The organism is Pedobacter sp. Leaf41, from assembly GCF_001422545.1.
Lineage (GTDB): Bacteria > Bacteroidota > Bacteroidia > Sphingobacteriales > Sphingobacteriaceae > Pedobacter.
Window position 1 is genome coordinate 1,415,293 of the sequence record NZ_LMLE01000001.1, and the last position, 19,928, is coordinate 1,435,220.

23 protein-coding genes are annotated in these 19,928 nt (G+C 36.4%); 4 read left to right on the forward strand and 19 right to left on the reverse strand.

Annotated features, from left to right (window positions below; genetic code table 11):
• Positions 1–20: 20 nt before the first annotated feature.
• From ASE92_RS06020 to ASE92_RS06105, 18 genes are all read right to left on the reverse strand, one after another.
• Positions 21–962 carry a hypothetical protein gene (locus tag ASE92_RS06020; protein ID WP_056849136.1) on the reverse strand — a complete coding sequence of 314 codons (942 nt, stop codon included), beginning with the start codon at positions 960–962 and terminating at the stop codon, positions 21–23.
• Positions 963–1,082: 120 nt separating this feature from the next.
• Positions 1,083–1,994 carry a hypothetical protein gene (locus ASE92_RS06025; RefSeq protein ID WP_056849137.1) on the reverse strand — a complete coding sequence of 304 codons (912 nt, stop codon included), beginning with the start codon at positions 1,992–1,994 and terminating at the stop codon, positions 1,083–1,085.
• Positions 1,995–2,056: 62 nt separating this feature from the next.
• Entirely contained in the window at positions 2,057–3,127 is a 1,071-nt protein-coding gene (locus ASE92_RS06030) for a DUF6688 family protein (RefSeq protein ID WP_082454918.1), read from the reverse strand.
• A gap of 1 nt (position 3,128) precedes the next feature.
• Entirely contained in the window at positions 3,129–3,818 is a 690-nt protein-coding gene (locus ASE92_RS06035; protein ID WP_056849138.1) for a hypothetical protein, read from the reverse strand.
• On the reverse strand, positions 3,815–4,639 hold the full coding sequence (locus ASE92_RS06040) for a hypothetical protein (protein WP_056849139.1): 825 nt from the start codon (positions 4,637–4,639) through the stop codon (positions 3,815–3,817). Before ASE92_RS06040 ends, ASE92_RS06035 begins: the two co-directional genes overlap by 4 nt.
• A gap of 4 nt (positions 4,640–4,643) precedes the next feature.
• Positions 4,644–5,546: a hypothetical protein gene (locus ASE92_RS06045; protein ID WP_056849140.1), complete on the reverse strand. Its 903-nt coding sequence runs from the start codon at positions 5,544–5,546 to the stop codon at positions 4,644–4,646.
• 421 nt (positions 5,547–5,967) lie between these two features.
• Entirely contained in the window at positions 5,968–6,717 is a 750-nt protein-coding gene (locus tag ASE92_RS06050) for a DUF6882 domain-containing protein (RefSeq protein ID WP_157255641.1), read from the reverse strand.
• A gap of 255 nt (positions 6,718–6,972) precedes the next feature.
• Positions 6,973–7,464 carry a hypothetical protein gene (locus tag ASE92_RS06055; protein ID WP_056849142.1) on the reverse strand — a complete coding sequence of 164 codons (492 nt, stop codon included), beginning with the start codon at positions 7,462–7,464 and terminating at the stop codon, positions 6,973–6,975.
• A 242-nt stretch (positions 7,465–7,706) separates the two neighbouring features.
• Entirely contained in the window at positions 7,707–8,540 is an 834-nt protein-coding gene (locus tag ASE92_RS06060) for a toxin-antitoxin system YwqK family antitoxin (RefSeq protein ID WP_235527287.1), read from the reverse strand.
• A gap of 5 nt (positions 8,541–8,545) precedes the next feature.
• Positions 8,546–8,908, reverse strand: a complete 363-nt coding sequence (locus ASE92_RS06065; protein WP_056849144.1) for a hypothetical protein — start codon at positions 8,906–8,908, stop codon at positions 8,546–8,548.
• Between the two features lie 146 nt (positions 8,909–9,054).
• The gene (locus tag ASE92_RS06070) at positions 9,055–9,723 is read right to left on the reverse strand and encodes a hypothetical protein (RefSeq protein WP_056849145.1); all 669 of its coding nucleotides are present in this window, start codon (positions 9,721–9,723) and stop codon (positions 9,055–9,057) included.
• Positions 9,720–10,430: a hypothetical protein gene (locus ASE92_RS06075; protein ID WP_056849146.1), complete on the reverse strand. Its 711-nt coding sequence runs from the start codon at positions 10,428–10,430 to the stop codon at positions 9,720–9,722. The genes ASE92_RS06070 and ASE92_RS06075 overlap by 4 nt, the downstream gene beginning before the upstream one ends.
• 11 nt (positions 10,431–10,441) lie before the next feature.
• On the reverse strand, positions 10,442–11,188 hold the full coding sequence (locus ASE92_RS06080; protein WP_056849147.1) for a DUF2931 family protein: 747 nt from the start codon (positions 11,186–11,188) through the stop codon (positions 10,442–10,444).
• A gap of 4 nt (positions 11,189–11,192) precedes the next feature.
• Complete coding sequence (locus tag ASE92_RS06085; protein ID WP_157255642.1) at positions 11,193–11,411, reverse strand: hypothetical protein; 219 nt, start codon at positions 11,409–11,411, stop codon at positions 11,193–11,195.
• 95 nt (positions 11,412–11,506) lie between these two features.
• Positions 11,507–12,082: a peroxiredoxin gene (locus tag ASE92_RS06090; protein ID WP_056849149.1), complete on the reverse strand. Its 576-nt coding sequence runs from the start codon at positions 12,080–12,082 to the stop codon at positions 11,507–11,509.
• A gap of 148 nt (positions 12,083–12,230) precedes the next feature.
• Complete coding sequence (locus ASE92_RS06095; RefSeq protein WP_056849150.1) at positions 12,231–13,991, reverse strand: WG repeat-containing protein; 1,761 nt, start codon at positions 13,989–13,991, stop codon at positions 12,231–12,233.
• A 59-nt stretch (positions 13,992–14,050) separates the two neighbouring features.
• Positions 14,051–14,479 carry a hypothetical protein gene (locus ASE92_RS06100; protein ID WP_056849151.1) on the reverse strand — a complete coding sequence of 143 codons (429 nt, stop codon included), beginning with the start codon at positions 14,477–14,479 and terminating at the stop codon, positions 14,051–14,053.
• 4 nt (positions 14,480–14,483) lie between these two features.
• A complete protein-coding gene (locus ASE92_RS06105; protein WP_056849152.1) occupies positions 14,484–14,789 on the reverse strand; it encodes a hypothetical protein in 306 nt (101 codons plus the stop codon).
• Positions 14,790–15,012: 223 nt separating this feature from the next.
• On the opposite strand from ASE92_RS06105, the gene ASE92_RS06110 reads away from it, so the two are divergent.
• From ASE92_RS06110 to ASE92_RS06120, 3 genes are all read left to right on the forward strand, one after another.
• Positions 15,013–15,237: a CDGSH iron-sulfur domain-containing protein gene (locus ASE92_RS06110; RefSeq protein WP_056849153.1), complete on the forward strand. Its 225-nt coding sequence runs from the start codon at positions 15,013–15,015 to the stop codon at positions 15,235–15,237.
• 211 nt (positions 15,238–15,448) lie between these two features.
• The gene (locus ASE92_RS06115; protein ID WP_056849154.1) at positions 15,449–17,149 is read left to right on the forward strand and encodes a ribulokinase; all 1,701 of its coding nucleotides are present in this window, start codon (positions 15,449–15,451) and stop codon (positions 17,147–17,149) included.
• Positions 17,146–17,844: an L-ribulose-5-phosphate 4-epimerase gene (locus ASE92_RS06120; RefSeq protein ID WP_056849155.1), complete on the forward strand. Its 699-nt coding sequence runs from the start codon at positions 17,146–17,148 to the stop codon at positions 17,842–17,844. The genes ASE92_RS06115 and ASE92_RS06120 overlap by 4 nt, the downstream gene beginning before the upstream one ends.
• Before the next feature lie 182 nt (positions 17,845–18,026).
• On the opposite strand, the gene ASE92_RS21100 is transcribed toward ASE92_RS06120, so the two are convergent.
• A complete protein-coding gene (locus ASE92_RS21100) occupies positions 18,027–18,188 on the reverse strand; it encodes a hypothetical protein (protein WP_157255643.1) in 162 nt (53 codons plus the stop codon).
• A gap of 40 nt (positions 18,189–18,228) precedes the next feature.
• On the opposite strand from ASE92_RS21100, the gene araA reads away from it, so the two are divergent.
• A complete protein-coding gene (araA, locus tag ASE92_RS06125; RefSeq protein WP_056849156.1) occupies positions 18,229–19,719 on the forward strand; it encodes an L-arabinose isomerase in 1,491 nt (496 codons plus the stop codon).
• Positions 19,720–19,928 lie beyond the last annotated feature (209 nt).

Below are 19,928 nucleotides of genomic sequence, written 5' to 3' on the forward strand. Positions count from 1 at the left end.
AAACAAATGCCTTAAACCCCTTACTTTTTCTTTTCGGTTTTAACCAATACAGATTTGCCGTTTTCGATCTTGTAATAGGTTAAATGCGTGTAGTTGTCATTTTCGTAAACCCGCTCCTCTTTCACTAAAAACAGCTTTCCATTTTGCCATCGGTAATATTGTGTTCCTTCGTTTCCGCTTCCATCTGCATCTATGGTTTGGGCTTCTTTTTTAACGGCATCAAAAAATATCACACCTAAATCATTCAACCTTTTGCTTTGGATAAATCCACGTTTTTCGGGTTTATAGATAAAATACAGGAAGGAGTAATCCCCTTTCGCTACGCCTGGGTAATAGATGGGGATTTTAATATCGAGATAACCATCAAAATTCAGATCCTCGAGCAAAACTTCGGATTCTTTCATAAAAACATCATGAAAATCTGTAAAAATCCAGCGCTGGCTTTTGTTTACGAAGACCTTGAGCAAAACCAGATTGAAATAATATTGCGCATCGGCTGGAAGGTTATCTAGCTTTGCTCGGTTTCTTGAGTACTGAAAAACGTAATTGGAAGGATTAAATGCCTTTAAATTTTCTCTAGCTGTCAATTTTACGGTTAGATATGCTGCGTTTTTACCAGGTTTTTGCCAACTGCCGCTCAAATAAATCTGGTCTATATAATTAAGCCTGAATTTTCCGGTGTTTTCATATTTCCGCTTTGTGATGTTGTAAGTGCTTTCTTGCAGGTTGAGTTCGCCATCTATTAATTTGCCCTCGAGAATTATTTTCTCGGTAATGCCATTCTGTTTGTAGTAATATTCGCCAGCTACGCTATCACTCTTTTGGTTCATTTCCAATTTCATTTCTATCGGATATTTATCGATCAATCCTGTGAAATTTATAATTGAAGTTACTTTTGCATCTTGGGCTTTTAATTCAAAAAAAGACAGTGCTGATAATAGTATGATAATTATTTTTTTCATCGTTTGTTAAATTTGATCGTCATTCGCGTGAAAACGGGAATCTTAAAGCGATAAAAGGATTTAGTCCGATACAATCGCATTAAGATTGCCAGTCAAGCTGGCAATGACGATCGTGTTATCTTAATAATCGAACCATTCTAAAATATAGGCTTCATTTTTTTCCTCTGCTCCTTTATAAATCCCAATGGGTGCGCCGTAAAATAGTTGCATCGCTTTGGCATCAAATTTTGCTCGACAATCATCTACAGTTAACCCGCAATAAATTTTTACAGGCACCAGAAATTGGTCTTCATTGTTAGCATTATAACCTCTATAAACCCACTTTTTATCATCAGCGCTGGCAAAATAATATTCGCAACGATCATATTCGATAGTTCTGCTTTTAATACTGTTCTCGAATTTCTCTTTACCATCAGCACGATAATATTCAGCGGGATTATAATCTGCTAACTTCGAGCGCAAGGCCGTTAATTCGGCAAGAGTTAAAGGCATATGCACAATAAAATATAGGAAGTATTTATTCGTCTCGTGTTCAATAAAGTAACGTTTTCTTTCATACCATCTCCCTTCATTAGATTTTTCAAGTTCTTTTCGCTTGGCTACATACTTCGCTTCATCCTCAATAATTTCTTTATGATATTTAAGCTTTTTAAAAATTTTCGGATCAAGGTTTTTCGGGTCGATATTTAATACATATTGCGCATTGGTGTAAACATTTCTGCCTTCCTTGTAATAACTGATGTAGGCGTTCCAACGTGGAATACTGCTCATCCAACTCACATCTAAAACTAATGGCACTAAGTCCGAAGATTTAATAGTGTACTGCTCGTTACCAATTTTTGCAATTAAAAAATCTGTTTCTACATTAAAATCGGGCATAAAATCGCCAACTGGTTTCCGCTGTTTAATTAAACCTAAAGGTTCTACGGGAACTGTGCTCACTTTCTCTTCCATTTTTTTAGGTTTTACTTCTTGCCCGATGCAGCTAAACGAGACAAACAACAGGAAAAGGGCAGTTATTTTAAATTTCATATTGTTTGGTTATTTTCTATTTTAGTCTATCTGCTTTAATCTTTAGTCTTTCAGCTTTATTCTTATATCGCATATTGTTTGTTAATTTTTTCTTCGGGTTTTGCACTACACAAGTACAGCACCATCAAAAAGAAATATTCTAAAGGTTTCATTAAGATATAAACTGCGTTTGAAGCCTTGGCTGTCGTAATTTTTCGCGATAGCGGGTAACCATATTTATCGTAAAAACCTCTCATCACTTTGTGTAAACGAGGTGAATGTTCTTGTATCAGCTCCTCAAAAGCATTGGCAATTAACAACTGTCTGTTCACAATAATTTCGTGGCCATGTCTTTTACCTAAGCGTAAAGGTTTTACAATTGCAGGCGTTCCGCAAACGGCAACAGTACATAAATAATGACCATTATGCCCTAAAAAAGGTGGATGTGTTTTTTGTGAAAATGTCCAAGTTGTGGTTTCTGTAAAAACTTTGGTTATGGAGTTAGCATCTTGACCGAAAAGCATTAAAACAGCCACTATGATTGCGAAAACAGGAATGAGCACTGCAAAAATCAATAAGGGTTGCCTTCCTGTTCTAGCTAATTTTTGATTTAAGTAATTTAAAAATTTATTTCGATAACTTTTTGTATTGGCTGTATCTGCTTCGGGAATAACTATTTTAGTTAATACCACGACGGCAGTAACAATATAAGAGAACGGCAATAAAGCAAATAAAAAAGCTTCGCCACTTTGCTCCGTATTAGTACTGGTTTGGATAATCACAGCAATACTAATTGGAATTCCAATAATAACAAAAACCACAAATAGCGAAAATAACAAAGGAGGTAATGCCCTACCTTTATACCAAAGTTTAATTAAGCCAAAAACTGCGAGTACAAAAAACACTAAAAGCGTCGGTAAATGTCTGGAGGCAAAAGGGGTATAGCCACCATCTACAGGGTCTATTGCATCGTAATAATCATCTCCATTAAATAGCCATCCTAAACCGAATAAACCGGCAGACAGGATAAAAAGACCAATAAAAATAAACTCCCCAATAACGACTGCAGGTGTTGCCTTTCGCCTTACCCGCTTGTAGAATAGATAGCCAGCAATGGGACAAATAATAAAAAACAAGATGATGATTACCGTCATTTTAATTCCCTCTTGGCGCTTCTAGGCCTTTTTTATCTGGATCGATACCATCAATATAAAAAGCAATTTTATAACTATATCTTGCAAAATCATTTTCCCATCTAAAAGAAAAATTAATACTTTTCTGTTGTAATTTTTCGACATAAGCTTTCGGATAATTTAAATTGGCAATCTGTAGCAATTCATTATCTACCTTTTGCAACCTAAACCTGTAAGATCCATATCTAGCATAACCACTAATTTGATGGGCCATATCAATTGTTTTCTTATTAAATGCATCCGTGGTTTCTATTGGATCATGGTTAATCATTACCGGAAACCCATCAACCAATATAATACCATAATTTTTTACTTCCTTGTCATTCAATTTGCTGTCATCAACCTGTATTTCAATGATATAATCAACACCTTTATATTTAACAGTGGAAAGGCTCACCAAACCATTTTTAGAACGAAAATTTTTACCATCGGTCGAGTTTAATTCCAATGTTGGGCACATGAAGATAACCTGTTTAATAGGTTTAAAAAGTTCAATTTTGATATTGTTATATAAGATAGAGGGGTTATCGATGCTATAAATTAAACCAGCAGGTTCATCAGCTTTTTTATATAAGCTTTCTGTTTTAATTTGCGCCGTAACATTTTTTGCTAAGCCAAATAAAATGAATAAAAATACGCCGATTTTTTTCATTTCAACTTCGTTAATTTCATTTGATATAAATCTACATCAGAGATATTGTATTTCCCCGTAAGCGCTTTGAGTTTGCCTGCATCGAATAGCATTTTCGTATTGTTCAAAACCTGATAGCTCCCTTTTGTATTTGTGGTATCCGGTGGTCGGTTTGGCCCATCGAAAGTGCTATTATATTCGCAAATCATATTTATTTCAAATGGTGATTTTTGGGCATCAAACCTCACCTCTATCATTCTCCTAATCATTCCCTCTGGGAGATTTTTAGCACCAGTATAGGCGTTGTCTACAAGCCTTTGATACTCGCTGTAAAACGGACTGCACCTATCTGTTTTACACCATTCTCTGAAACCATTTTTAAGCAAATAAATAGTATCAGCCTGTTTGTTAAAGGCTAACTTCCAATCGCTATTTTTTAGCAAAGCTGATATATCAAATGTTTCGTTTGTTCTTCTTAGAAAAATAGTATCAATTTTATATTTCGCACCTTTTGATTGCCCACCGCCTCTTGTACTATACATTGAAACCGCATCTTTTTCAAAGCCTTCTTTTTCTACCGGCTCAAAAACCATTAAGGGAGGAGCTTCCATAGCAAATATTTCAGTTAGCAAAAATGCATTGTAACGTTCTTCAGCAAGCTTAAACCTTCCTTTTTTATCTGTTAAAGCTTCGCCAACCGTGCAATTGGCAATGGGGTTTTTATCGTAATCTACAATTACGCCAGTAATTTCTGGTCGCCTAAGCCGCGAAACGCAAGATTGAAAACTAAGCAAAATGCAACCCAACCATATCAAACATAAATGTGCTTTAAACTTTTGCATATTTTCACATTTTATCAGTCAATTCTAATTCATCTAAAGTTGCTTTGGTTACTTTAAGTGCTTTAATTTCTTCGTTTAGCTTTTTAATTTCAGCATCAAAATAAGTGACATCCGCTTTTGGTCTTTCAATGGTTCCACCTTTTTTAGTGGTTATTTTAGTGGCGTAAGCTTTGATTACCAAATCATATGGAGAAAAATCGGTGATAGGATATTTTGCAGTTTTCCATAAGTTAGAATGCTGAACCGCATTATGTAGCAAGGGTTGGTGATAATCGAAATTTTCATTCGGTTTTAAAACATAATCATCATTCCAGGTACCTCCCTGACCTTCTGAAGCTATTAATTCTCCTGTTTTTTTGGAATAAATATTAATGTATAACATATACTCTCCGATTAAATTTTCTTTAAAAGTGTTTGTAAAAGTTAAATCCAAAAAAGGCTGTTTGGGATCATCCGAAAAAAACACATCTTCACTAATGGAGATTTTAGTTAATTTAAAAGCATCTATCTGCTGAGTTATTTTAACCGCCTTCAGCTTATCTTTCTCCAAACTATCTATTTCGGCTGTTTTGTTGGCAATCTTTTCATCCCTATCGGCTTTTAAAAAATCCTCAGCATAGCTGATGATTGCGCTATAGCTTTTGCCATCAATTATCTCCATAGAAATTTTGTCGAATGATTTTCCTTCATATTTCTCCGGAGAATTCCATTTCTCTTTCATCGCTTTTACAACGATTATTCGCAAAGCTTTCTCCAGGTTTTCTCTTTCTTCTTTATCTAGTTTTTCTTCCATCTTAGCTTTTGAGCTTTTAAAAGCTTTCTCATCTTTGCCAGAAATAGTTGGACCACACGCCGCAAAAGGCGTTATGATTAGGAAAAGCATTAAAACCGTATAGGAATTTTTCATTTTGATTGTTGTTTTAAATTATAAGCCTAAGCTTGTTGAATACTTTTTGCATGATTAAATATCGCACTGGTTAGTTCAGTTGTATCTTCTGCCGAAAAATGACTGTGTCCAATTCCTACCAATTGGGCATTAATCCCTTCTGTTGGCTGCAAAAATGTATCGTAGGCAAAATCAATTAAGCCACTTACATATTTTTCTCCAGCACCTAGTTCAATTAATTAATGTTTTACAAATGCGTTTATTCCGGTTGGATCTAGAAAGCATAATAAATTTCCGATCCCGAAGCTATAGCCATAATAACTTAAAGCAAAAACATTAAATAAGGTTTGGTTATTGATACCCCACCTTTAATCGTTTGTTACTTGACTAAATAATTGTTCGCTTTTTTGTTTAAAAATTTCTATCATTTTGTGCTGAATTTTTATCCTTTCAACTTTGTTAATCTCGATAAATCATCGAACTCGGCTGTAATCGTTTGTCCGTTTTTTGCAGCAACTAACTTGGCTCCATACTCAGAAATTTGATAGCCTTTTGAGGCTAGATAATTGGTTAGCGCCAATTTGTGGTTCATCTCAAATTGCGAAATCAATTGGGGAAAAACGGTTGCAATTCTGTGGTGATTGTGCCGGCGAATTTTATCTACTTTTTCACTTTGTATGGTAACCACCATTGCGCCTTCGCCATAGTCGGCGATATAATAACCACTGGTGTTAAACATGCCCGAAGCTACCGATCCAATTAAGTGTAAATCAGCATTTGTTGCATCAAATTGGTTAATACTTAGCAGATCTATATCGTTTTCGTCACCATATTTTTTTAGTTGGTTTGCTTGTTGCATAATGCTTTCAGGCAATCCGGATTTTGTATTTGCCCAAGCCCAAAGCCAGGTTTGAGATGAATGTGAGAATGTTCCTAAAACCTGGATAGGAAACGCCAAATCTGCGCCAAAGCTAATTTCTCCCTTTGTCATGTCAACATTCCAATTATTGCTGCCGATTACATCGCCTAAATCAATTTGCTTATCGAACGCAATACCGCCAAACTGTTCTATAAGTTCTTGTTCGGTTTTACAGATTGGTATACTTGGTGTTTGCAATGTTTCTTTTGGCTGTTCAGCTTTATCGTTTTGTCCCAATATTTTATCAAAAAATCCCATAAGAAAAATGATCATAACCTGCGATATTTTAAAGGTGACTTCGTTTTTCTTTAACCTATCGCAGGCACTATGTTAATAGTAATATTATTTAATCAGGTCTATTCTAAGTTGTCCCATTTCCAGGCGTACTCACCCATGTTTGGGGCTTTTTCGGGTTCAGTGGCTGTAATCCTTCTTAGTGTGAATGGAATTACTACTTTTTCATGCGATATGTACGGTTTGATGAAAAATTAACCTTTGGTATTAAAATGTTCAGTTTCAATTAACCTTTTAATTCGCTTTATCTATTCTTGTTTCGCTTGGACCGCCATAATAAACAGATTTGTCGTTCATAGTTGTTTTGCTTCTATCAACTTGTAAATCCATAGTAAAAGATACTTCCATTTTATCTGTGTATTTTAAGGGTTTTCCTTCGTTATCGTAAAATACAACCTGATCCATTGTAAATGTACCGGGTGCGTCAAATTCATTTTTCCCTTTTCCATTACCCATAGGTAGCGATGCAATCATTTTTCCTTTTCCACCTGGCTCATCATAAAAAGCGATATGCGGCAATTGGCTATCGTTAGACAATGTACTTTTTACTGTGATATCGCCGTCAACAAAAGGATAACCGACAATGGCAAATCGTTTCCCATTATTTTCTTCTTTTTGATTTAAGGCATGGTATTCTTCAAACGTTACAACTTTTCCTTTTTCTTTGTTTTGGCTACATGAAATAAGCATAGCTGATGCAAGAGCGATAAATAGCATTTTCTTCATTCTGTTTTTTGTTAAGTTTAAAATTTATTGTTATTGTAGTATTTAAATTTGTAAGTCTGAGCCGTTTGATACTAATTTTAGTTGTATTTAGCCAATTCAAGTTTATACTAATACTTGTGGTGTAAACGTCATAAATCTAGCAACCTAAACGCTTTTAAGTTTGGCTAACGACTGCGCAATTTCTAAGGAAGTCGTTTGCGATGATAATTTCTTCAAGATTTTTGGAACGTTTTCTACAAACCTTATCTTTGCGCTTGCTTGTAAATTGCTTCAGTTACTTTTTCTCCATTAAAGTAGTAATGTGTAAAAAGGACTGATCCATCTGGTTTGTACATGTGTGAAACGCCATGACGTTTACCATTCAAAAATTCGGTATCCATGCTTTTTTTACCAAGCGTGTACATAGTTGATAAACCGTTTTGCAAATTATCTTTATAATTGGTTTCGGTCGTCACTTGCCCATCATTATAAACACGATACACACCATTTCGCTTATCATCTTTATAATTGATTTCTGTAGTTAATTTCCCATCTAAACCATAATTTTTAGATGTTCCATTCTTCAAATCGTTTTCATAATAAGCTTCGGTTATCACTTGGTCGCCAGAGAAGGTTTGAGATAAACCATGTTTTTTATCAGCTTTGTATACACATTTATTGGATAATTTACCATTGCTGTACATTTCGCTGGCACCGTTTTTTTTGCCATCCTTATAGTCCTGGCGTAACCAAACTTTACCTTCATTATCGTAATTTTCTTTTAGCCCATTACGAACGCCGTTTTTGTAGTAAAGTTTGCATTCCATTCTTCCGCCTTGCGAATACCAAAAGGCCTCGCCAGTAATTATACCCTTTTTGATATTGTAAAGCGCAAAACCACCTTCATCAAATGGAATTTTGTACTTGCCTTGTAAAAGCTTGTTATTTAAGCTGAGCACTAATTCGCTGCTATCGGCATTGTAATCCTTTTGCAGGTGTTTCCACTTAATTTCTTCTGGTAGTTGGGCGTAAATTGGTTTAGCCAAACAAAGCAACAGAAACAAAGGAATAATCCTCAAAATTATTTTTGGAGCCATTTTCATTAATCTAGATTGTTTCTTTTTTCATCCCACTTTTTTGTAAGGTCCTCTATAAATCCGTAATAGGTTTTGCGCTCATCACGTTTAAGCTTATCTTCTAATTTAAGTGCCTTTATCGTCCAGTCAGAAAACTGGATGCTTAATTCGGGTGAATATGATTTATCATCATTTTTTAATGCCGTTGAAAGTACATTCCAAAGATTTTTGAAATCGTTTAGATGATTATTTACTTCGTCATTACTATATTTCGGGATTTCGATACCAGATTTGGAGAAGTAATCAACTCCATCACTTTTAGGCGAATTTGAACAGCAGTACACAAGGGATAGGACAATAAATAGGAAGAAAAAATTTAGCGTTCTCATGCTTATATCATTTTATAAACACCAAACTATAAATTTTCATTTTATCGAAATCGCTCAATTATTATTTGCAAGGAATTGTTTATTATTCGCTTATGCTTTATATATTGTATACAACCTAAATTGTTTGGTTTGTAGCTTTCGAATGATTAACCTGCCACAGTAAAGCCTTTGAAAATGATTCGTTTATTGTCGATAACTTCAAACATATAAATGTTGTTATGTTCTCCCTCACTTACATTCTCTCCGTTTTCATCAACACCGGTGTTGCCAAAACTCATATTTAAATACAGGGCGTTTTGTTCTTCTACGTAAAAATCAGCTAACATTTGATAGGTATAATCTCCTTTGGTAAATACTGGTGATTCCGAATGCTGCTCGTTCAAAAGCTTGACGGTTTTTATTTTTGTTATGGTCTTCACAAAGTCGGGATCAAAAATCAGGTTAAGGTAACGGTCTAAATCCTCTTCATAAAAGGAATCGGCTTTGCTTCCATATTTTAACTTTCGCTTTTTCCACTCCGCATCGCTCAATTGAATTAAATACCACAAACTAGAATTCTCTGTAGCGACTACAGGAAATTTAAAATAGGTTTTAAGCTTGGACTTATCCTTTATTAAAACAGCAGACCTAAAATTTTTAAAATCATCAACCCAGGTTTTTACCGGGATGTATTTTGAAGTAATAGCTACCTTTATTTGAGTGGTATCGGCAACTTTTTCCTGCACCACATTTTGGGTATCCGCATCTTTCTTTTTGTCGCCACCATTACATGCAAATAATAGCGACGCTGCAAAAAGCATCAATATTTTCTTCATTTTCGATTTTTATCTAAAATTTCTTTAATCTTACGATCCAAAACCTCCTCATCTCCGTCGAAATCATCCTCAAAACTTGCACCAATTTGGTAAACTTTGTTGGCTTTGGAAATTTTATAAACACTATAGTTGTTTGTTCCAGAATAACCATAACCTAGAATTACATTATATTTCTTGTTAAATTCTGGATTAACAATATTCTCAAAATCTAGTACGCGATTAACCTTATAATTTTTGCTATCTACCAGATATAAAAAGTAATATGAGTTTGAACCTCTCGCACCCGTTTCTGAAAAGATAACAATATCATTTACATCATCTCCATTGAAATCCTTGTATTCTATAAAATCTTTTTGGGTTTTGATAAATACATTTTCACAATAGATTATTCTATCTGTTTGCCCCCTATCTATACCAAAATAAATTCGGGCTGTTTTTCCTTTTTCCAGGTATTCTTCCCCACAATTTTGAACTGCAAAAACATAACTAGTGTCTGCAAACGGATGATAATATTCCCAAATACAATTTGGATCGCATTGATAAAAGACCTTACTATCACTCCTATTTCCCACGACGGGATTTTCGATTTTGATTTGCTTTTTCTGTTGCTTTTGAAACGTCTTCACTTCTTTACCTGAGTGTTTATTATTCACTGGTTTACAAGCAGCTATGCTAAACAAAAATATAAGAATAATTAAATTTCTCATTGCTTTTAAGGCTAGTCTATAAAACCATTTTTACGCTGATACTGCCAAAGCTCCTTATTATTTTCTAGGTAGCGAGAAGGCGAATCGATATAGTTCGCATCTTTGTCATAACCATTTTTAAGCAGCGTTTTCACACTATCTGATAATTTGCTGAAAGCTTCTTCGAAATACGCTTGTTTCGATATTTTTCCATCGAAGTAAAAATCAGCAGCCTTTGGAATTTTTGGTTTTAAATTTACACGCAAAATTTCCTGCTCCAAATTTACTCCCCTTAACCATATCATTACATTGCCTTTATTTGCAACTCCAACCATAAACGACAACCCTTTCCGCCGACCAGCATAATCAGATAATACTAAAAACTGGTTATTATGACGAGCTGAATCGAATATTTTTTCTATGCTACGTTTTGGCAGTTGCAGGCTATCACTATAAAAGAGCTTATCCCTGAATGAAAAATAACTTATTTTAATACTACTTGGCAATCTTTGTGTCTTCGCATGTGTGCTGGCCGTGTAATCAATTAGCCAATTTGCTGAAAAACTAGACAAGTATTCAGAATCTATGTGCTCGAAATCATCATTTGGCGTGATCAAGTACAACTCGGAAATTGCTATCGGAAATGTATTCGGAGCAGTAACGGTTGCCGAATAATCATATCGTTCCCAGCTTTTATAGGTTAAAACTCGATAAATGATACCTGCAAGCAGTAAAATACCAAAGCCAATATATAATTTATTAATGCTATTTATCTTCATGCGATTAATGGTTAAAGCCCTTGCTTAGTTGCCATGAATACCACAATAATCCAAAAAATACAATAGCGATGATTAGCGCAATGCCAAATAGCCATTTACCAATTCTGTAACCTTTTCCATGATAGCTAAATGCGTAGCCACCTAACAAAAACAAGATACCAATCCCCAAAACGCCTAAGCCCAGCTCTTTTCCTTCTTCGCCTTCACTGAAAGTAAAACCCATTAACAAGGAAAAATTTGCTAAAATTAATACAATACTAAGATTACTATTTTTCGTTTTATTTAATTGGAGTTCATCCTGTCCCATAAAAATGGAAATTAAAGTTTCTTTGATTTAAACAAACTATCGAGCAAAACATCAAAGGTGTCTGTGTTTCCGCCACAGCCGTTGTAGACTACTTTACCTTTCGGATCAATCAAAATTTTTGCCGGTGTACAATAAACGTTCTCTTTAATTGCCTCCTCTTTTCCTGGCCCCTGTGTATTGTCAATTTGTTTAAAACTGAATTTAGCTTCTACAATACTTTTCGTCATAGTTGCAGCATCATCAGAAAACCCATTCACAATTCCAACCATAGGAAACTGATTGCCATATTTTTGGTGCAGTGTATTTAGTTCAGCTACCAGATCATAACTTTCTGATTTTTTGAGGTAGCTATTTTGATAAACAAACACAATCCAGTACTTACCATCATGCTCTGCAGAATTAAATGTGCTTCCATCAACCGTTTTTGCCGAAAATTTTTTCGGACTGCTGCCAAGCCGCAAATCGACATCAGCTTTGTTTGCCGCAATAATTTCCTTCATTTCATCGGCTTTGGTTTTTTTTTGTGATTCGCCATTGCAACCAAGCAGGGCAAGAAGCATAAAATTTGCGAAGATAAATTTTTTCATAAATATAAGTTTAGTTCAATCGTGTTTTCATGGCAAATTCGTCCAAGGCATCTCCAACCCATCTTTTAACTTTGGTTAATACCGTATTAGCGTCAAACTTTCAACTGCGTTCTTTTCTTGTCAGATCAGCAACTAATCATTTTTGTTTCTAATTCTTACTCTTTTTAGGTGCTGGCGGCAATGGTGGCGCAGCCTCCATTACTTCCATTTTTTTCTCTTCGGGCATTCTATACAAATCAATTTTATACTGTAATTTACCTTTACTATTGTATCTGTAGAACCAAATGCTTGTGCTTATTCCTCGGCTGTCAATCATATCGTATTTTATTTTTCGGTCTTGCTTATCGTAACTAGTGGTGTAGGTGTAATCATGTTTACCATCGCGAAAAACCTCCTCAGCTAAAACCTGCCTTTTGGCATTGTATTTAAACATACTTTTCGAAATCAACTTTCCACCATACCACTTGGCTGTTTCTTTTACATTGCCAGAACTATCGTAGGTAAATCGTTCCTCATATTTTGTTTCTCCAACTGTACTGGTGGTACTTACCAATTGTTTTTTGGCATTGTATATTTTTTTTACCGAAGGGGCTGCTTCATTCATATCCAAATTAAATGGTTTATCAACACCATGATATCTCGTGATTCTTTTCACCTTATTATTGTGATCATAATAATAAGTATCTTCCCATCCTAGTATGGGCTGGTCGGAACCTTCACAATTGAAACCGGTTTCTTTAAACAGTTTGCCGGTGTTGGTGTACTGATATTTTGTAACACGCCCTAAATACAGCTGCTTTGTAACCAACTTCTCAAATTCGTTGATTTCTGAATCAGTTAATCGCTGAGTCAAAATGGCTGCTTTTGGCTCTAGCGGTTCGCCAATAGTGATTTGATTTCCATATTGATCAACAAATAATTTCTGTTTGGTTTTTAAGTTTACAAACCCAATAAAACCCTCCGACAAATACAGCTCGACAAATTTCTCATAACCATCAGGAATGGTGATTATTTTTTTGGTATTGATGAAATAATAGCTACTCTTGGGGATCAAATCGATAAGGTAGCGATCGCCACTATTTTGATAAGATGAAATTTCGGCAACTTCCTGGCCAAGACCATTAATAAGAAATAATTTTCTAGCCTCTGAATTTTTACTTCCAGTATCTTTCACAGCTCCCAAATAATATTCATAGGGATGGGTCTTATAAAAAGACTCCAAATCGTAATCATAGTTTTTTGATATTTTATCGCCCTTTTTGTTCACCAGATAAGCCACGTTATCGTTTACAATAATTTTTGCATTGGGCTCGATATAGTCTACGCTAACTGGTAGATTATAAAAACCATCTAAGCCTAATTGGTTATAAATACTTTTTGCCGCTTCAATCGAAGTGCCATTACGACTGGCATCATAGTCGTTCAAAACATTGCTTGTGTTATCGTAAATTATCTGCGATAAAAGTGCAGTCTTCGTATTAAAAACCCCAAATTTATTTCCCATTTGCACAATCACTAAACTATCGGGCATCGGAACTAAATAGTTGCCTATCAAATCATATTTAAAATCGAGAATAACTTTTCCCTTCTCATCTATTAAACCAAATAACTCGTTTCCCAAATTACTACGTTTTCCTATGGCAAGGTATTTACCGTAGGAGGCCATTGAATAGCTATTACTATTTTTTGAAGGAAAAATTACTGTTCCTGTTTTTCGAGATGCAATACCATAACCAGAACTACTTTCGGCTTTGTATTTGATAAAATTGCTGTCCAATTTACCAACATAAGCAAATTGTGCCAGTTTGTTGAGGAGTGCTCTGTTATTTTCCAAGATATTAACCTGTGCTTGAACACTCTGTATGCCAAAAATCAATAGAATGAAAATTTTGATGACGCGTTTGAACATATTTTATTAATTAGTGATATTGAAAACTGATGTATTCAGAAAGATCCATCAGATACTTTTTAACAATCATAATTTTCATAGTGCGTTCGTTCTAAACCCTCTTCCAGTTCTTCCTTCAACTTCGGCGATAATGCTTGTTTCTCCAGTACAACTTTTAATTGTGTTTTGCCATCAGGACTAACCCAAATCCCTTCCAAACCACCAGGAGTTTTTTTCAAGATTAACATTCCTGTAAATCGATACTCTGTCATCCCGAAGCGGCCTTTTTCATCACTTTGAATCAGTAATTCGATCCAGTTTTTGCCATTGCCGTATTGATAAATGCCAGAATATAGCGGGGTTGCTCCACAATCATTTCCCTCCTCTTTCAAATACAATCTAACCGATCGGTTATTAACTTTCCCGGTATAAAAGGTTGTTTTCACTTCCTGGGCGAAGCCAATAGTGAAAAATAAAAAACAACAGGTACAGGAGATTAAAAATTTCATGTTCTTAGGATGCTATAAATTGGTGTTCAATATAAAAAATCAGAAAAAGCAGTACTCCAAGTAAAGCTGCTGCATAAATATTTTGCATTCCGTTACTAATTCTCTTTTTGGCAAAAAAATATAGGGCTTGAGCAATCAAAAAAGCTTCTAAAATTAAAAAAGCAACAAAAGGTATAAACTTTTGCAACTTAAGTGACATGCCACTATTCCCACTCTCGCCTTTGTCAAATAAAGAGACGAAGAAGAAAGCCAGGAGGACTAAGCCAGCCAGCACTATAAAAATAAATCGCTTACCAAAAACATTTTTCATGTATCGAATTAGAGGTATTTAAAAGAGAATTGGTTTAATTATACAATTAAAGAACACATTTTTTTTTTGCGATGAATATCCGCTAGCAGATTTTAATTATTCGCCATCCTTCAATTGGTATTTGTAAAACATCAATGCCTACGCGGAACAATTCTAAACTGTAAACTAATATGGTAAATCAATTCTGTTTAAGTTAATTTTGCAGCATACTAACAAAACATTTATGTCAAAAACAAAACTAACGATCAATAATAACGGATCAGTGAAAATTGAAGGTGATTTTGAAATTGTAGATAGAAACGGTAATGCTTATGGTTTGCAAGGCAGAGAAATTGTTTCTATTTGCCGTTGCGGATTATCAAAAAACAAACCTTTTTGCGATGGCGCACATAACGGGCATTTTGAACATGAAGCTATAGCATTCGATCTTCCTCCAAAAAAGGTATAATTTTAAAAAATAATACTAAAAAGCCTTGCAGCGATGCAGGGCTTTCGTATGTAAAAACAATATTATAATTAAATTAACCTATTCTGCATATTTAAACCCAAAAGTGCTTAAACGCCTGCAAACAAGCCTGCTTCGTAATTGTGGATTAAAAAAATGTTTAAAATTTTTTAGTTTAGATAAATAAACGTTAATTTGACGATTATTTATTGTTATGAGCACAGCAAACTATGTAATTGGCGTTGATTACGGGACGGATTCTGTTCGGTCCGTTTTAGTAGATACTGCTAACGGAAAAGAAATTTCTGCATCCGTTTTTCTATACCCACGGTGGCAAAAGGGTTTATATTGTAAGCCATCCATCAATCAATTCAGGCAACATCCTTTAGATTATGTTGAGGGTTTAAACCACACCATTAAAGATTGTTTGGCGAAAGCCGGTGGAGCGGATATTGCCCATTTGGTTAAAGGCATTTCCATTGATACCACCGGATCCAGTCCGGTTGCTGTCGATGCATCAGGCACTCCCCTTGCATTAAAGCCAGGTTTCGAGGAAAATCCAAATGCTATGTTTGTACTTTGGAAAGACCATACAGCAGTTAAAGAGGCTGCTGAAATTAATGAACATGCTACAAAATTTCCTGTAAACTATTTGAAATACGTTGGCGGCATCTATTCTTCAGAATGGTTTTGGTCTAAACTACTTCGCATTTTAAGAATTGATTCGTCTATCGAAAAAAATGCAGAATCGTGGGTGGAACATTGCGACTGGATTCCTTTTTTACTGACAGGAGGAACTGACGTGGCAACGATGAAACGCAGTCGTTGCGCTGCCGGACATAAAGCTTTATGGGCAGAAGAGTTCGACGGCTTACCGCCGGAAAGCTTCTTCAGCAGTTTAGACCCACTTTTGGCTGGCTTTAGAGAAAAGCTTTTTGTTGATACCTATACTTCTGATGTTTCAGCTGGAACATTAAGCGAGGAATGGGCCAATAAATTAGGCTTAAATACTGATGTAGTCATAGGCGTTGGCGCATTCGATGCCCACATGGGCGCTGTTGGTGGACAGATTGAACCTTATTATTTAAGCAAAGTAATGGGAACCAGCACTTGCGATATTTTGGTTGCCCCAAATCAAGATTTACATGGTAAACTGATTAATGGTATTTGTGGCCAGGTAAATGGCTCTGTAATTCCAGGCATGGCGGGTTTGGAAGCCGGTCAATCGGCTTTTGGCGATGTTTACGCATGGTTTAAAAACTTAATCAGCTGGCCGTTAAATCATCTTTTAACAGCATCTGAACTTATTGATGAAGCGACAGCAATTGCGTTGAAAGAAGAATTAGAAAGCAAAATAATTGCTAATTTGAGTAAACAAGCTGATGCACTTGAAGATGACGACTATGCTGAGTTAGCAATAGATTGGTTGAACGGCAGAAGAACTCCAGATGCCAATCAGGAACTTAAAGGTGCCATTACTGGTTTAGGTTTGGGTACCGATGCGCCTCGTTTCTTCCGTGCTTTAGCTGCTGCAACATGTTTCGGAGCTAAGGCAATTGTAGATCGTTTTAAAGAACAGGGCGTTCCGGTTAAAGGGATTATCGGCATTGGCGGAGTGGCTAAAAAATCATCGTACATTATGCAAATGATGGCCGATGTTTTGGAAATGCCAATCAGAATCCATCGTTTCGAACATACCTGCGCTTTGGGTGCAGCGATGTTTGCAGCTGTTGCCGCTGGCATCTACCCAACCATTGAAGATGCTATGGCTGCTATGGGAACAGGTTTTGAAAAAGAGTACAAGCCAAATGTAAAGAAACAGAAAATGTACCGCATGCATTACCAGCAGTATCTTGGCTTAGGCCGGTACCTGGAGCGTTACAATAAAAAAGATGTAAAACCGTACTTATCATGAGCAACTATCAAGATATAAAGGAACAGGCTTATTTAGCCAACATGCAGTTGCCTAAACTGGGTTTGGTGTTGTTCACTTTCGGAAATGTGAGTGCCGCTGATCGTGCTAAGGGTGTATTTGCCATTAAGCCGAGCGGTGTGCCTTACGAGGATTTATCAGCAGAAAAAATGGTGATTGTAGATTTTGATGGGAATACCGTTGAAGGAAGTTTACGTCCATCATCTGACACCAAAACCCATGCGGTTTTGTATAAACATTGGGAAAATGTAGGTGGAATTGTTCACACACATTCTAATTATGGAACAGCCTGGGCACAAGCGCAACAGGCTATTCCAATTTATGGAACTACCCATGCCGACCATTTAACGGTTGATATTCCTTGTGCACCACCAATGGACGATGCAATGATTAAGGGCAACTATGAATATGAAACAGGCTTTCAGATTATGAATCATTTCGAAAGTTTGGGTTTGAGTTATCAAGAAGTAGAGATGATTTTAGTGGGTAACCACGCTCCTTTTACCTGGGGAAAAACTGCCGAGAAAGCAGTTTACAACAGCGCTGTTTTAGAAGCCGTTGCACACATGGCTTTATTAACCCAGCAAATCAATCCTCAGGCGCCGAAGTTAAAAGATTCGTTGATTCAAAAGCATTATGAACGCAAACACGGTGCTGGCGCCTATTACGGACAATAATTGAGTCTGAATTGAAAAGTGGGGAATGTTGGGGTTCATGTTTTTGTGAAAAACCCAAGCTGAAAATGACTTAGAAAGCAAATGCAGTGGTGATTCGGTTACGATAGTCCCGCCATTTGCTTTAGCCCAGCAGAAAAAGCTGGGGCTGCCGCTACTGTCGGGTTTAGGATTGAAAGGTTTACCTAAGTAAAATAAACCTGATTGGAGTGAGCATCCCGATAGTTCATCGGGATAAAACGGAAAGCAGGACTAGCGGAACCGATTGAAACAGAAATCTGCTTTTCAAAAACGATAAAGCTATTCATCTGCACATAGAAATGATAAATCTTTTGTTCTGTGAGCATACAGAACGAGAATTGAATAAAATTAAAATAACATATAGTAATGATTGATTTAAAAAAATTACAGGTTTGGTTTATCACAGGTACACAACATTTGTATGGTGAAGAAACCTTAAAACAAGTTGCAGCGCATGCACAAGAAGTTGCTGATTCACTAAACCAGAATGGAAAAATCTCTGTTTCGGTTGTTTACAAGCCTATTGTAAAAAGCACTGAAGAGATTTTCGAAACATTGCAGCAAGCCAATATCGATAAAAACTGTATCGGTGTAATTACCTGGATGCACACCTTTTCTCCTGCTAAAATGTGGATTAGAGGTTTAAATGTTTTGCAGAAACCACTTTTGCATCTGCATACGCAATTTAACCGCGACATTCCATGGAGTACCATCGACATGGATTTTATGAACCTGAACCAGAGTGCACACGGTGATCGTGAGTTTGGTTTCATGGTAACCAGAATGCGCAAAGATCGTAAAGTTGTAGTTGGCCATTGGCAAGATGAAGAAGTAGCCAAACAAATTGATACCTGGTGTCGTGCCGCTGCTGGTTGGAACGACTGGCAGGGTGCAAAATTCGCCCGCTTCGGAGATAACATGCGTTTTGTTGCCGTAACCGATGGCGATAAAGTGGAAGCTGAAATGAAGTTTGGATTCTCTGTAAACACTTATGGCATAGGAGATTTAGTAGCAGTAATTAATGCAATACCTGAAGACGCTATTCAAAATTTATTGAAGGTATACGAAGAAACTTACGAAATGGCTGCCGACTTAAAAGCTGGCGGTGCCAGACATCAGTCTGTTTACGATGCGGCTAAAATTGAATTGGGTTTACGTAAATTTTTAGAAGATGGTGGCTTCAAAGGTTTCTCTGATACTTTTGAAGACTTGCATGGCATGATCCAGCTTCCTGGGATTGCAGCGCAACGTTTAATGGCCGATGGTTATGGATTTGCTGGTGAAGGTGATTGGAAAACAGCAGCTTTGGTACGTGCATGTAAGGTAATGGGTGCTGGCTTAGCTGGTGGAAATGCTTTTATGGAAGATTATACTTATCATTTTGATCCGTCAAACTCAATGGTTTTAGGCTCTCACATGCTGGAAGTTGATGCAAGTTTGGCATCTGGCAAGGCAAGTTTAGAAGTTCATCCATTAGGAATTGGCGGCAAAGCTGATCCGGCTCGTTTGGTTTTTAATGTTGCCGGAGGCGACGCTTTAAATGCATCTTTAATTGACATGGGAAATCGTTTCCGCCTGTTGGTTAACGAAGTAACCGCTGTTGAAGTAGAAAATGATTTACCTAATTTACCAGTGGCCCGCGTACTTTGGAAACCACTTCCGGATATGAAAACAGGCTGTGCTGCCTGGATTTATGCCGGTGGTGCGCATCACACGGCTTACAGTCAGAATTTAACTACCGAACACTTATTGGATTTTGCAAACATTGCAGGATTGGAATATGTAAACATTGGTGCAGATACGAAAATTAACCAGTTCAGAAATGAATTGCACTGGAACGAGGTTTTCTACAAATAGATTATTAATCACTCCAATCTTAAAGCCGATAGTTTTAACTATCGGCTTTTTTGTTTGTCTTTGGTTGGTGGAAACAGTTTCGGGGTTTCCTATTTCTACTTGGTGGATACACCAACCAGTAGGACTGTCCATCTGTGGCAAAAAACAAACAACAGACACGAGCGGTCGTCATCCTGAATTCAATTCAGGATCTTAATACGGTAACTCTG